At 73.7% G+C, this 12,903-nt stretch carries 9 protein-coding genes and 1 pseudogene; 5 read left to right on the top strand and 5 right to left on the bottom strand.

The window, feature by feature from the left end; all coding sequences use genetic code 11:
• The first annotated feature begins 57 nt into the window (after positions 1-57).
• Positions 58-1,134: a DUF2637 domain-containing protein gene (locus tag D1350_RS23745; protein ID WP_164545144.1), complete on the top strand. Its 1,077-nt coding sequence runs from the start codon at positions 58-60 to the stop codon at positions 1,132-1,134.
• 111 nt (positions 1,135-1,245) lie between these two features.
• Here the strand turns inward: D1350_RS23745 and D1350_RS11755 are convergent, their stop codons facing one another.
• Positions 1,246-2,478, bottom strand: coding sequence for an MFS transporter (locus D1350_RS11755; RefSeq protein WP_125776402.1), 1,233 nt, complete (start codon positions 2,476-2,478; stop codon positions 1,246-1,248).
• Between the two features lie 534 nt (positions 2,479-3,012).
• Between D1350_RS11755 and D1350_RS11750 the strand changes: the two genes are divergently transcribed.
• Complete coding sequence (locus D1350_RS11750; protein ID WP_125776195.1) at positions 3,013-7,164, top strand: hypothetical protein; 4,152 nt, start codon at positions 3,013-3,015, stop codon at positions 7,162-7,164.
• Positions 7,165-7,190: 26 nt separating this feature from the next.
• Positions 7,191-7,436 (top strand): hypothetical protein, encoded by a 246-nt coding sequence (locus tag D1350_RS11745; RefSeq protein ID WP_206074526.1) that lies wholly within the window; start codon positions 7,191-7,193, stop codon positions 7,434-7,436.
• Between the two features lie 134 nt (positions 7,437-7,570).
• Here the strand turns inward: D1350_RS11745 and mscL are convergent, their stop codons facing one another.
• Both mscL and D1350_RS11735 read right to left on the bottom strand, forming a co-directional pair.
• Positions 7,571-7,975 carry a large conductance mechanosensitive channel protein MscL gene (gene mscL, locus D1350_RS11740; RefSeq protein ID WP_125776194.1) on the bottom strand — a complete coding sequence of 135 codons (405 nt, stop codon included), beginning with the start codon at positions 7,973-7,975 and terminating at the stop codon, positions 7,571-7,573.
• Between the two features lie 147 nt (positions 7,976-8,122).
• Positions 8,123-8,914, bottom strand: coding sequence for an SAF domain-containing protein (locus D1350_RS11735; RefSeq protein WP_125776193.1), 792 nt, complete (start codon positions 8,912-8,914; stop codon positions 8,123-8,125).
• Between D1350_RS11735 and D1350_RS24900 the strand changes: the two genes are divergently transcribed.
• The gene (locus D1350_RS24900) at positions 8,913-9,233 is read left to right on the top strand and encodes a hypothetical protein (protein ID WP_420807809.1); all 321 of its coding nucleotides are present in this window, start codon (positions 8,913-8,915) and stop codon (positions 9,231-9,233) included. The genes D1350_RS11735 and D1350_RS24900 overlap by 2 nt on opposite strands.
• A gap of 14 nt (positions 9,234-9,247) precedes the next feature.
• Here D1350_RS24900 and D1350_RS24895 read toward each other — a convergent pair.
• Positions 9,248-9,388 (bottom strand): annotated as a pseudogene (locus D1350_RS24895) (FmdB family zinc ribbon protein); the annotation flags it as partial.
• Between the two features lie 224 nt (positions 9,389-9,612).
• Between D1350_RS24895 and D1350_RS11725 the strand changes: the two are divergent.
• A complete protein-coding gene (locus D1350_RS11725) occupies positions 9,613-12,240 on the top strand; it encodes a penicillin acylase family protein (protein ID WP_164545158.1) in 2,628 nt (875 codons plus the stop codon).
• Between the two features lie 9 nt (positions 12,241-12,249).
• On the opposite strand, the gene D1350_RS11720 is transcribed toward D1350_RS11725, so the two are convergent.
• On the bottom strand, positions 12,250-12,894 hold the full coding sequence (locus D1350_RS11720; protein WP_240644049.1) for a 5-formyltetrahydrofolate cyclo-ligase: 645 nt from the start codon (positions 12,892-12,894) through the stop codon (positions 12,250-12,252).
• Positions 12,895-12,903: the final 9 nt, after the last annotated feature.

Genomic DNA, 12,903 nt, shown 5'->3' with positions numbered 1-12,903 from the left:
CGGTTCCGATATGTTCTGGCGCGCACGTACCCGAACCCCAGTACGAGGAGATTCATCGTGGCCCGCGCCGCCCGGCTCGACCCGGACACCCTCCCGTCGCTCATCGTTGCGGTGGTCCTGACCGCCACCCTCGGAGCCGTCAGCTTCACGCTCTCCTACGCAGGACTGGTCGGGGTCGCCGCCTGGGCGGCGGTACCCGGCTACCTCGCCTGGACCGTCCCCGTCACCATCGACGCGTCGATCCTGGTCTACACGCTCGCTGTCTTCATCTTCCGGGCCCGAGGCGAGTCGAACGGCCGCGCCTGGACCTCGCTCATCCTGTTCACGGCGGTGTCGGTGGCTGCCAACGCCGCGCACGCCTGGGACGCCTCCGCCCACGACTGGCACGGCTACGCCGGTGCGTTCATCGCGGGCCTCGCCCCGGTGTCCGTGCTGCTCACCACCCACACGCTCGCCGAGCTCGTGGTCGTGAAGCCGGAGCACCGGCTCGCGGCGGCAACCGCGGAACGAGCGGCCTCGGAACGAGCGGCCTCGGAACGAGTTGCCGCCGAACGGGCGGCCGCGGAGGCCTACGAGGCCTCGGTCGCCGGGTCGGCGGGGCTCGCGCCGCTCGCGGAGGCCGGCGCTGCCCGGCCGTTCGCCGGGTCGGACGCCTCCGCCGAGCTCTCCCGGCCCTGGGACGCCGCCGGCCGGGAGGTGGGGCTGACGCCTGAGGCGAGCTCCGGCGTCGTCCGGCAGGAAGCGCGACGTACCGCCGCGCTGGACTCACCGCGTTCCACGAGCACGACCGCACGGGCCGACGGCGGCGCTCACGTCGAGGCTGCCGACGCCTCCCGCGGGTCTCGCCCGGAGGTGGCCGACGGCGAGCTGCCGCCCCCCGCCGCGGCGGAGCGAGCCACCGCCGCTGTCCGGGCCGGGACCCCTCGGCCGCGGGCACCGCGACCGGACACCCGGCTCGGGACGGACGTGGGCGAGGAGATCCTCGACCGCAGGGCCAAGGGCGAGAAGATCCCGGACATCGCGGCGAAGCTCAAGATCAGCGAGTCGACGGTGCGCCGCCGGATCAAGGAGTACTCCGAGACCGGGGCGATCCCCGTGGTGACGCAGGAGCAGCTGGCGGCGGCGCGCCGCTGAGGCGCCCTGCCTGCCGGGACCGGCCCGCCGGGACCGGCTCAGGCCGTGGCCGATCGGCAGTTCGTTGCATGATCGGCAGTTCGAACTGCCGATCATGCAACGAGCTACCGATCACACGTCGCGCGGTGCGGGCTCCGCCGGTTCGTCCTCTGGCGGGGCCTCCGCGTGCGCCACCTTCGACAGGTGCCGCCAGACGATCGCCAGCGTCAGCCCGGCGCCCACGAAGGCGAACCAGAACGGCGCCGTGAGGCCCCAGCTCTCGGCGATGAGGCCGCCCAGGCCGTTGCCGATCACCGCGCCGCCGAACACGCACACCATGTAGACGGACCCCACGCGGCCCTGGAACTCGGTGGGCACAGCCCGCTGCCGCACGGTGGCGGACACGGTCCCCCAGACGAACGCGTAGGCGCCGAACACGACCATGATCAGGATCGCCACCCAGCCCTGGGGGGCGAGGGCCAGCCCGAGGTGCGTGACGACCTCGAGCAGCAGGCAGGCCTTCATCAGCGTGGCGAGCGAGAACCGCGGGTGCAGCCGGCCGAACAGCGCGATCCCGATCAGACCGCCGACCGCCGACGCGGTGGTGAGGAACCCGAAGCCGATCTCGCCCATCTGGAGGTGGTCGCGCGCGTACAGGACAAGGACGGCCCAGCCGGCTGCCCAGGTGACGTTGAAGCTGAGGATGACGATGGCGAGGGTGCGCACCGGGCCGTGGGCCCAGATCCACCGCAGGCCATCGGCGATGTCCTGGCGCAGGTGGGTGTCGACCGTGCCGCGCACGGCGCCCCGCGTGGTGGCGATACGCGACACGAGCACGACGGCGAGCGCTACGGCCACGACCTGCACCATGAACGGGAACGCCATGCCGGTGGTGAAGAGGAACGCGCCCACCGGCGGGCCCACGAGCTGGTTGGCGACGAGGAACCCGCCCTGGAGGCGCGCCTGGCCGATGGCGAGGTCCTGCTTCTTCACGAGCATCGGCATGAGGGTGCTCGCAGCGGAGTCGGCGAAGACCTCGGCGATGCCGTAGAGGAACATCGCGCCGAGCACCACGCCGATGCTCACGTTCTCCGTGAGGATCGTCGCGGCGAGGACGGCGATCACCACCGCGCGCAGCCCGTTCGCCACCATGACGAGCAGGCGCCGGTCGACGCGGTCGGCGATGGCGCCGGCCCACAGCCCGAAGAGGAGCCAGGGCAGCTGCTGGAGCAGCGCCGCCAGGGCGACCAGCATCGGGGAGTCCGTCTGGGAGGCGACCAGGAGCGGTCCGGCGGCGAGCGCGATGCCGTCGCCGATGTTGCTGGTCCAGAACGCGGCGAGCAGCCAGCGGAAGGACCTGCCCATCCTGGCGGGGGCGACAACTTCGAGAAGGCTCACAGTTGCCGCAGTCTATTGACCTCCCTGGGGATCCGCCCGGGATTTTCCGTCACGCGGGGCGGAGTGTTGCCCGTTGTTGCCTGACCTTGGGGAACGTTTTCCATCACGGCCTCCGGCGGTCGTCGTTGGCGACGTGAAGAACCCTCACCAATGGGGTTTTGTGCGCTGTGAGAACACGCCCGAAACCTAGGTGGCGCAACGAAATCCCGAGACTTGGACGATCGTCCGACTCGTGTTGACGACGGGTCAAGGAAGGTGCAGACTCTCCTTCGACGGTGCGCATCGCCCGCCCCCTGCGCGGTGCGCACCGTCTTTACCCCGTCGGGTTTCGGCCCGTCTGCAATGCCCCCTCGGACCCCCTGCCGAGGGGGCATCCGCATGTCCGGGCACTGTTGCCCGCGAACGGGGGACTGTTGCCCGTTCCGCGTGAGGTCTCGACTGTCGGCGCGTCGTCGGCGTGCCGCGCGTCCCCGCGGCTCACCCGGCGGTTAGCGTGCTGGGGTGAAAGCCGCACGACGCCAGCCCGCCGCAGACCGCGACCTCTCCCCGGAGCTGACCGCGGAGCTGACGGCCGCGCTGTCGCTCCGGCCTGCCGGGGCGGACGACCACCCGGCGGGAGCGGCCGCCGGCGCAGACCCCGCAGACACCTCGAGCGCGCCCGCGTCCGGCGACGCGGGCGCGGCGGCCGAGACCACCGACGGCCCGCCCCCGCCCCTGGCCGACGCCGTGGCCCGCTGGCGGGCCTCCCTCGTCCGGCTGGCGGGGGGCTCGTCGCTCGCCGACGTGAGCCTCCTCGGCGAGGCCGTCATCGACCTGTCGGCCGCACACCCGTCGGGCGTGGCCCAGCTGTTCGCCGGCCGGCCCACACGGCTGTCCAACCTCGTGCGCGAGGCGGCGGCCCTCCCGGCCGCCCGCCGCCGGGCACGAGCGGTGGCGGGCCGTTCCGCCGAGCACGCGCAGCGCTACGGCATGGCGCCCACCTACCTGGCGATCGGCGTCGCGACCTGGACGGAGCGGTCCGAGCCCGGCACCGAGGACAACGCGGACATCGACGCCCTGGCCCGCGCCCTCGGCCCGACGCCGGAGCGCACCTGGGCGGGCACGTCGCCCGGAGCGGGGGGCGAGCCGGGCGACGACGGCCCGGAGGTCGCGCTCACCGGCTCTGTGCCGGTGGTGACGCTCACCGCGCCGAGGGCTGACGGGACGACGAGCACGGGAGGCGAGGGACCGGCGTCGGGCGGAGTGGACGGGGAGCCCGCTGGGCCGCGCGTGGTGCGTGCACCCGTGCTCCTGAGGCCGGTGACGCTGACGCCGCGCGGCGACGGCGAGGCCGACTACGACCTGACGCTCGAGGCCGCGTCCGAGATCAACCCCGTGGTGGCGCGCACGCTGCGCGCCCACGGCGCGCTGCTGGACCCGGCCGCGCTGGCCAAGGCCACCTTCACCCTCGCGGGCTTCGACCCGACGGACGTGATGGACCGCATCGCCGACCTCGGGCGGGCGGTGCTCGACGATTTCGAGCTGGACCGGCGGGTGCTCGTGGGCACGTTCGTGCACCCGGGGCAGGTTCTCGTCGACGACCTGGACGAGCTGGCGCCGTCGCTGGAGCGGCACGAGGTCGTGGCCGCGCTCGGCGGGGTGCCCGCCGCGGTGCGCCAGCTCGGCGCGCTGGAGCTGCCCGAGCCGCGCGTGGGCGACGCCGAGCCGGCGCACGAGCGCGGTGTGGGCGACCTCGACCCGAACCAACGGCACGTGGTGGACGTGCTGGCGTCGGGCAGCCACCTGTTCGTGGACGCGCCCGTGGGGTCGGACGTGGCGGGCACGCTCGCCGCCGTCGTGGGGGAGGCCAACGCGTCCGGACGCTCCGTGCTGTACGTGCCGGGCCACCGCCGGGCCGCCGACGCGCTGGCCGCGCGGCTGAGCACGCTGGGGCTCGACGGCCTGCTGCTCGACGTGTCGCCCACGCCCACGTGGCGGCAGTCCGTGTCGCGCCGCCTCCTGGAGGCCATGGCGCCCGCGCACGAGGACGTCGATGTCGACGCCGTGGCGCGCGTCCGCGACGCGCTCATCGGTGCGCGGGCCCAGCTCGCCGACTACATCGAGGCCCTGCACCGCGTCCGCGACCCGTGGCGGGTCTCCGCGTACGACGCGCTGCAGGCGCTGGCACGCCTCACGTCCGAGCGTCCGGCGCCGGCCACCACCGTGCGGCTCGCGTCCGAGGCGCTGCTGGTGCTCGGCACCGAGCGCCGCGCCGCGCTGGCCGACGACCTGCGCCGCTCCGCGGAGCTCGGGGCCTTCACGCTGCGCGCCTCGTCGACTCCCTGGTACGGCGCCTCCCTCCTCACCGACTTCGACGCGCGGGAGGCGCTCGCCCGCGTGACCCGCCTGCGCGACCAGACGTTGCCGGAGCTCCGCAAGCAGATCGAGTACGTCGCCGAGGTGACCGGGCTCGTGCGCGCCGCGAGCGTGCGGCAGTGGGGAGCCCAGCTCGAGATGCTCGGCGGTATGCGTGGCACGCTCGACGTGTTCCAGCCGATGGTCTTCGAGCGCACGGCCGCCGACATGGTGCAGGCCACGGCGTCACGCCGCTGGCGGGCCGAGAACGGCGTCGAGATGGGCTGGTTCGAACGGCGTCGGCTGCGCCGGCGGGCCCGGGACATGGTGCGCCCCGGCGTCCGCGTGCCCGACATGCACACGTCCCTCGTGGAGGTGCAGCGGCAGCGCGAGGTGTGGCAGGCGCAGTGCCCGCGCGGAGGGTGGCCCACCCTGCCCGAGGGCCTGGCCGTGGTGGAGGAGACGCACGAGGCCGTCCGTATCGACCTCGAGGCGCTCGAGCCGGTGCTCGCGTCGTCCCACGCGGGCGGCGGGCTGCTCGACCTCGACCTCGACGCGCTCTGGCAGCGGCTCGCAGCCCTCGCCGGTGATGCGGACGCGCTCCAGACCCTGCCCGAACGGACCGCCCTCCTGCGGAGCGTGCGCACGGCCGGGCTGGGCGAGCTCGTGGACGACCTGGCCGCCCGCCGGGTCGACGGCTCGCTGGTCGGTGCCGAGCTGGAGCTCTCCTGGTGGAGCTCGGTGTTCGAGCAGCTGCTCTCGGTCGAGCCCGCGCTCGCCGGGCAGGACGGCGCGGGGCTGGACGCGCTCGCGCGCCGGTTCCGCGAGCTGGACCGGCGGCACGTCGACTCGCTGTCGGCGCCCGTTCGCGCCGCTGTGCGGACGCACCTCGGCACCGTGATGCGGGAGCAGCGGGAGGCGGCGGAGGCGCTGTTCAACGAGCTCGTCGAGGGGCGGCTCACGTCGCTGCGCGACCTCGCCGAGCGCTACGGGGACGTGCTCCGGCGGCTGCGCCCCACCGTCGTCTCGACGCCCACGCTCGTGCCCCACCTGCTCCCGCCCGGCCGCACGGTGGACCTCGTGATCCTCGACGCCGTGCAGCACGTGCCGGTCGAGGTGGTCGTGTCCGCCATCTCCCGCGGCCGGCAGGTCGTGGTGGTGGGCGACCCGCGGTCGGCGTCGGGCACCTCGGTGCGCGAGCTGTCCGCGTTGCTGCCCTCCGTGTCGCTGCAGCCGGTGCCCGGCTGGCGCGACTCGCGGCTCACGGCGCTCCTCACGGAGCACGGCTACTCCGGGGTGCTCAGCCCCGCCCCGCTGCCGCGGACCGAGGCCCTGGTCCACCTCTCGGTGGTGAACGGCACCGGCATGCCCGACCCGGCCTCCGGGACCGTCGAGTCCACGCGCGCCGAGGTGGAGCGGGTGGTCGACCTCGCGATCGAGCACGCGCTCACCCGCCCCGAGGAGACGTTCGGCATCATCACCGTGACGTCCGTGCACGCCGACCGGATCCGGGAGGCCCTGCTGGCCGAGGTGCGGGCGAACCCCGCGCTGGCGCCGTTCTTCGCCGGGTCGCGGCCGGAGCCCGTGGTCGTCGCCGACGTGACGGGCGCGGCCGGGCTGCAGCGCGACACGATCGTGCTCACGCTCGGGTTCGGGCGCACCCCGCACGGGCGCGTGCTGCACCGGTTCGGCGTGCTGGGCGAGGCGGGCGGCGACGCGATGCTGCTCGGCGCGCTGGGGGCGACCAGGAAGCGGCTCCACGTGGTGTCGTGCTTCCCGGCGTCGGACCTCGATCCCGAGCGTCTGCGCGGCCCCGGCCCGCAGCTCCTCGCCGAGGTGCTGGCGTTCGCGGAGGAGCGGTCCGGGCTCGCCGACCCGGTCGAGATCGGCAACGGCGTGGACGTGGCGCGCGCGCCCGACCGGCTCGTGATCGACCTGGGCGAGCGGCTCTGGCGGTCCGGCCTCGTGGTCGAGACCGACTACGGCGTGGGCGACGGCGACCGGATCCCGCTCGCCGTGGGCCACCCCGACCTGCCGGGCGAGCTCCTGGTCGCGGTCCTCACCGACGACGCCGGCTACGTGGCTGAGCCGTCCATCCGCGTCCGGGACCGGCAGCTCGCCGAGCGGCTCGAACGGCTCGGCTGGGTGGTGGCGCAGGTGTGGTCCGCGGCCGCGTTCCTCGACCCCGACGGCGAGGCGGAGCGCGTGCGGCGCGTGGTCCAGGCCGTGCGCGACGAGCGCGTCGGGGTCTCCGGGGGAGTGGCCCCTGCGGCGGAGCCGGTGGTGCCGACGGTGCTGGACGACGGGCCGGAGGACTGACCACTCCCGCGGGAGACAATGGGGTCGTGAGCGAGGACGACGAGCCCAGGACGGGCGAGAGCACCGGCCGACGGCGTGGGCCGCGCCGGGCTGTGCGCCGGGGGACCGAGCGGGAGACCGTGGTCGGCGTCAGCGCCGACGAGAGGCCCGACGGCTGGAGCGAACCCGGCACCGAACCCGGCAGCGCGGGCGGGCGGCCGGGCGAGCGTCCCACGGGGGAGTTCGGCGACAACGACGAGCGGCTGAAGCAGGACGTGCCGCCGCACTGGTGACGGCCTCCGGACTTCGGGGCCGAGAGCGCCGGTGACGCAGGACGGGACGTGAGCCCGGGCGCGAGGCCCGGGAGCTCACGTCCCGTTCTGCTGTGCCGGCTCCCGCGTGGTGCAGGTCAGTTCCGGCGGGTGTCTCAGCGCATCGACTGGGCGCGCAGCAGGTCGCGGATCTCCTGGAGGACGAGGACGTCCTCGGCGGGCGCCTCGGGCTCGGGCTCGATGCCGGCCTTGCGGCGCTCCTGCAGGTGGTTGATGGGCATGACGACGAAGAAGTACAGCGCCGCGGCGACGATCAGGAAGTTGAGGATCGACTGGAGGAAGAGCCCGATCGGGAAGAGCGTCATACCGCCCTGCGTGTTCGGGAGCTCGAAGCCGGCCTTGGAGATGTCCGGCTGGCCGAAGATCAGTGCGATGAGCGGGTTGAGCAGCCCGTTCATGAGGCCGGTGACGACCGTGGTGAACGCGGCACCGATGATGATGCCGACGGCGAGCTCGACGACGTTTCCGCGGGTGATGAAGTCCTTGAAGCCCTGAATCATGAGATCCCCCTGAGGTGGTGTGCACAGGTCAGCGGGCCCAGGCGCTGACCTTGACCCGTACGGGATTGTGGGAGCCCAGGACCAGGTCCGCACGCCGAACGGAAAGATTCGGCGCGGCATGCCGGTTTTGCCCCGAAAATGACGACGTCATGGCACCAGGACCGCAGCGACCGTGCCCCTGCTGGAAACGGCTGACAGGAGCGGCGCCTCGGCCGGGGACACGGCGACGAGGGTCACTGCCGGGGACTCGGCGGTGGCCGGCCCGAGCAGCCCGCCCGCGACGGTCTCCGGCGCCTCGGGTAGCGGCAGCACGAGGGCGCGCCGCGCGAGGTACGGAGGAGCCGGGTCGGTGGAGGCGCCGCTGTCCGCGGACGTGCCGCTGCCTGCGCCGGTCGTGGCCCCGGTCCCGAACCCGTCGACTCCGAACCCGTCGGCTCCGAACCCGTCGGTCCCGAACCCGTCGTCCACCGCCACGAGGTCCACGCGGTCGCCGGCGCGGAGGAGCCCGCTCACGGCGGGGTCGGCGAGCCGGACCGGTACCACCACGGTGCCCGGAGGCGCGTGGGCGCCGATCCCCTGCTCCACGGCCAGCGCCGCGTGCATCGGCACCCCGGCGGGCAGGCGGGCGACGGCGACCCGCCCGACGGCGTCGGCCACCGACGTCAGGGATCCCGGCGGGACGAGCTCGCGGGCGACCGGGCGGACCGCCACGTCGTCGGGCACGAGCTCCTGACCGGCGACGACCGGGCGGGCGAGGAGCACCACGTCTGTGGCGGGCGGCGGAGCCGGGCGCAGGACCTGGACCGTCAGCGTGGCGGCGAGGCCGCAGCACGCCGCGGCGACGACGAAGCGCCGCCGCCAGAGGGCGCGGCGCACACGCCGCAGGCCGCGGGCGATCGCGGTACGGGTCCGGCCTGCCGCCGAGGTGGGGAGCTTCATGGTGGTGACGCTAGGCGCCCCCTGGCACCGCCCGCCGGGCGGACGGAGCGCCCTGTGCACAGGGACGCGAAAAGGGCACTTGTGGTCGGGCTCGCGCCCGCACGATCAGGCGGAGGCGGCCTTCGCGGTCGAGCCGCTGCTGCTCGACGAACCGCCGGAGCCCGAGGAGCCGGACGCGCCCGAGGAGCCGCCGGAGCTCGACGAGCTCGACGAGCTCGTGGCGGCCGCCGGCGCGGCAGCAGGCTTCGACGCGTCCGAGGACGACGGGCCCGAGGACGACGTCGTCGCGCTCTTCGAACCGCGCGAGTCGGTGCGGTAGAAGCCGGACCCCTTGAAGGTCACGCCGACCGTCCCGAACACCTTCCGCAGCTGTCCGCCGCACTCCGGGCACTCGGTGAGCGAGTCGTCGGTGAAGGCCTGGTGGATGTCGAACGCGTGGTCGCAGTCGGCACACCGGTACGCGTAGGTCGGCACGTTCTCTCCTCGGGGGACTGCTGGTCGCGGGCCTCACGGCGAACCGGGCCGCGCATTGGCACTCGGGCTTTTCGAGTGCCAATCATAACCACCGGAGGGCGTCGCATAATCCGTTCGCCCCGGGGCGGGACTGCCGGTGCGCTCGCGGTAGTCTCGCCTGCGTGTCTGCGACCACACCTGCTGAGTCCACTGCTGCTGCCGAGGTGGCAGCGCCCGAGCCGCCGGTGCGCCGCCTGTCCCGACTGCGCAGGCTGGTGGTCGGCACCGCCGTCGTGGTCGTGGTGGTCCTCGTTGCCACCACCACGTTCGCCTGGGTCACCAGCCGCCGGCCGCTGCCGGAGACCACGGGCGAGATCGTCGTCGACGGGCTCTCCAGCGACGTCAAGGTCTTCCGTGACGCCCAGGGCGTGCCGCAGATCTACGCCTCCACGACCGAGGACCTGTTCCGCGCCCAGGGATACGTCCAGGCGCAGGACCGCTTCTTCGAGATGGACTACCGCCGGCACGCGACGGCGGGCCGCCTGGCCGAGCTCGTGGGGAACAACGAGACCGCCATCCAGGCCGACAAGGTCACGCGCACCCTCGGCTGGCGCAAGGTCGCCGAGGAGGAGATGAACCTCATCAGCCAGGAGACCAGGGACTACCTCGCGGCATACGCGGAGGGCGTCAACGCCTACCTGGACGACCGCGACCCGGGCGAGATCGCCGTCGAGTACACGGTCCTCGGTGCCATGGTCCAGATCGACGATCCTGAGCCGTGGGAGCCCGTGGACTCGCTCGCCTGGCTCAAGGCCATGGCCTGGGACCTCCGCGGCAACTACAACGACGAGCTGGACCGGGCGCTCGCCTACGACGTGTTCGAGGACGAGGACCGCGTCAACGCCCTCTTCCCGGCGTACGCCACGGCACAGAACCAGCCCATCATCGACCCGGCCGAGCTGGAGCCGGTGGCGGCGCCCGTCGTGGACGCGACCCAGACGTCGTCGGGCACGACGGCGGAGGCGGCCCCCGGCCCAGCCGGCGACGTCCCGTTCCGGAACTCCGAGCTCGAGGGCGCGCTCGACGCCGCACGCGAGGCGCTGGACGCCGTCCCGGTGCAGATCGCCCGGGGTGAGGGCACGGGCTCGAACTCGTGGGTGATCTCGGGGGAGCTGACCCAGTCGGGCAAGCCGCTGCTCGCGAACGACCCGCACCTCGCGCTCGAGGCGCCGGGCGTGTGGGCGCAGGTGGGCCTGCACTGCACCACCGTGGGCCCGGAGTGCCCGTTCGACGTGGCGGGCTTCTCGTTCGCCGGGTTCCCGGGCGTGGTGATCGGCCACAATGCCGACCTCGCCTGGGGCCTGACCAACATGGGTGCCGACGTCACCGACTTCTTCATCGAGCGCGTCCGGGACAACACCTGGCTCCGGGACAGCGGCGCGGACGTCTGGGAGCCCATCACGACCCACACGGAGACCATCCGGGTCGCAGGCGGGAGCCCGGTCGAGCTGGAGATCAGGTCCACGACCCACGGCCCGCTCATCTCGGGCGTCATGGACCTGGAGCCGGTCGAGCACTCGCCCACGGAGACGGGCACCGACCTGGGCGAGTACGAGATCGCCCTCGCGTGGACGGCGCTCGAGCCGGGACGCACCGCTGACGCGGTGTTCCTGATGAACCTCGCGGCAACCCCGGAGGACCTCCAGGCGGCGGCGGCGATCTTCGACGTGCCGGCGCAGAACATCGTGTTCGCCACCACCGACGGGCACATCGGCTACCAGGCGCCGGGGCGCATCCCGGTCCGAGCACAGTTCGCCGGTGGCACCCCCGAGCCCGACGGCACGTGGCCCCGGCCGGGCTGGGACCCCCGCTATGACTGGACCGGATACGTGGACGCGGCGCAGATGCCCCGCGTGCTCGACCCCGCCGAGGGCTTCATCGTGGCCGCCAACCAGGCGGTACTCCCGAGCGGGACCGGACCTTTCCTGGCCCGCGACTGGGACTACGGCTACCGCTCGGAGCGCATCCGGACCCTCATCCAGGAGCAGATCACCGCGGGGCGCAAGTTCTCCGTCGAGGACATGAGCCGGATCCAGAACGACGAGTGGAGCAAGTTCGCCGACGTGCTCGTGCCCGTGCTGCTGGACGTGGACCTCGGTGACGGGTACGACGCCGACGGCCAGGCCCTGCTCGAGGACTGGGACCGCACGATGGAGCCCGACTCCGCTGCTGCCGCCTACTTCTCGGCGGTGTGGCGCAACCTCCTGCGGGCCACGTTCTGGGACGAGCTCCCCGAGACCATGCGGCCCGACGGCGGCGGCCAGTGGCTCACGGTGCTGCAGACCATGCTCGAGGACCCGGAGAACACGTTCTGGGACGACCGTTCCACCGTGGCAGCCACCGAGCAGCGCGACCAGATCCTCACCGAGGCGATGGTGAGCGCGCGGCGCGACCTCACCGTGGAGCTGGGCAAGGACGCCGAGGAGTGGACCTGGGGCACGCTGCACCAGCTCCGCCTCGAGCACCTGCTGCTCGGCGGCGAGGCCGTGCCCGCGCCGGTGCGGCAGTACATGAACCCCGCCCCGGAGAAGGTGGGCGGCGGCTCGGCAGTGGTGAACGCGACCTCGTGGGACGCCGGCGAGGCGACGGGTAGCTTCGACGTGACGAGCGGCCCGTCGATGCGCATGGTCGTGGACCTCGACGACCTCGACGCGTCCACCTGGGTGGTGGTGACGGGAACGTCGGCCCACCCGGCGTCGTCGCACTATGACGACCAGCTTCCCGCGTGGGCGGCGGGCGAGACGTTCGAGTGGCCGTTCACCGCGGCGGCCGTCGAGGACCTGGCGGACGACGAGCTGACGCTCGTGCCGTGAGGCGGGCGCTCAGTCCAGCCAGCGCCAGTCGGTCGTGGTCGCGACGCCGTGCACGAGCACGTCGTGCTCCATGACCGGCAGCGGGCGCACGGTGGCGTCGTAGAACTCCTCGGGGAACACGACGGCGAGGACCCGTGCCTCGGGGTGTGCGTGGGCCAGCACGCGGTCGTACCAGCCGCCGCCCTGGCCGAGCCGCACGCCACGGGAGTCGACGGCGAGGGCGGGGGCGATGATCACGGAGGCCGCGCTGACGGCGTCCGCGCCGAGGGCCGGGCTGCTGGGCTCCGGCGGGCGGCCGGGCGCGCGCTCCAGGAGGTCCTCGGGGCCGTCGTACTCGGCCCAGTCGCGGGCGAGGCCGGTGCCGAGGACCGGCAGCAGCACCCGCGCTCCGCGGGCGGCGAGCAGCTCCAGGAGAGGCCCGGTGTTCGGCTCGGTGGCGCGGGCGGCGTAGGCGGCCACGCAGGTGGCCTCACGGACCTCCGGAACCGAGGCGATCACGTCGGCGAAGGCCACCGCGGCCTCCGCCCGAAGGCGCGCGGACCGGCTGGTGCGATGCGCGCGTATCGCGCGGCGCAGCTGCTCCTTGGCATCCTCCGTCTCCATCCCGGGCTTGACCGGGTAGGGCTGGGTCGTGGGAGACGGAGTAAGGCTCATGAGGGCTAT

It is taken from the genome of Antribacter gilvus (genome assembly GCF_003946865.1).
Lineage (GTDB): Bacteria > Actinomycetota > Actinomycetes > Actinomycetales > Cellulomonadaceae > Antribacter > Antribacter gilvus.
This window is presented reverse-complemented; position numbering and strand designations above follow the sequence as displayed.

Excerpts from the sequence above, each read along its gene's own strand:
- D1350_RS11755 (WP_125776402.1), bottom strand. The coding sequence starts at position 2,478 with ATGGGCAGGTCCTTCCGCTGGCTGCTCGCCGCGTTCTGGACCAGCAAC.
- D1350_RS24900 (WP_420807809.1), top strand. The coding sequence starts at position 8,913 with ATGGTGGTGACGCTAGGCGCCCCCTGGCACCGCCCGCCGGGCGGACGG.
- D1350_RS11720 (WP_240644049.1), bottom strand. The coding sequence starts at position 12,894 with ATGAGCCTTACTCCGTCTCCCACGACCCAGCCCTACCCGGTCAAGCCC.
- D1350_RS11735 (WP_125776193.1), bottom strand. The coding sequence starts at position 8,914 with ATGAAGCTCCCCACCTCGGCGGCAGGCCGGACCCGTACCGCGATCGCC.
- mscL (WP_125776194.1), bottom strand. The coding sequence starts at position 7,975 with ATGATTCAGGGCTTCAAGGACTTCATCACCCGCGGAAACGTCGTCGAG.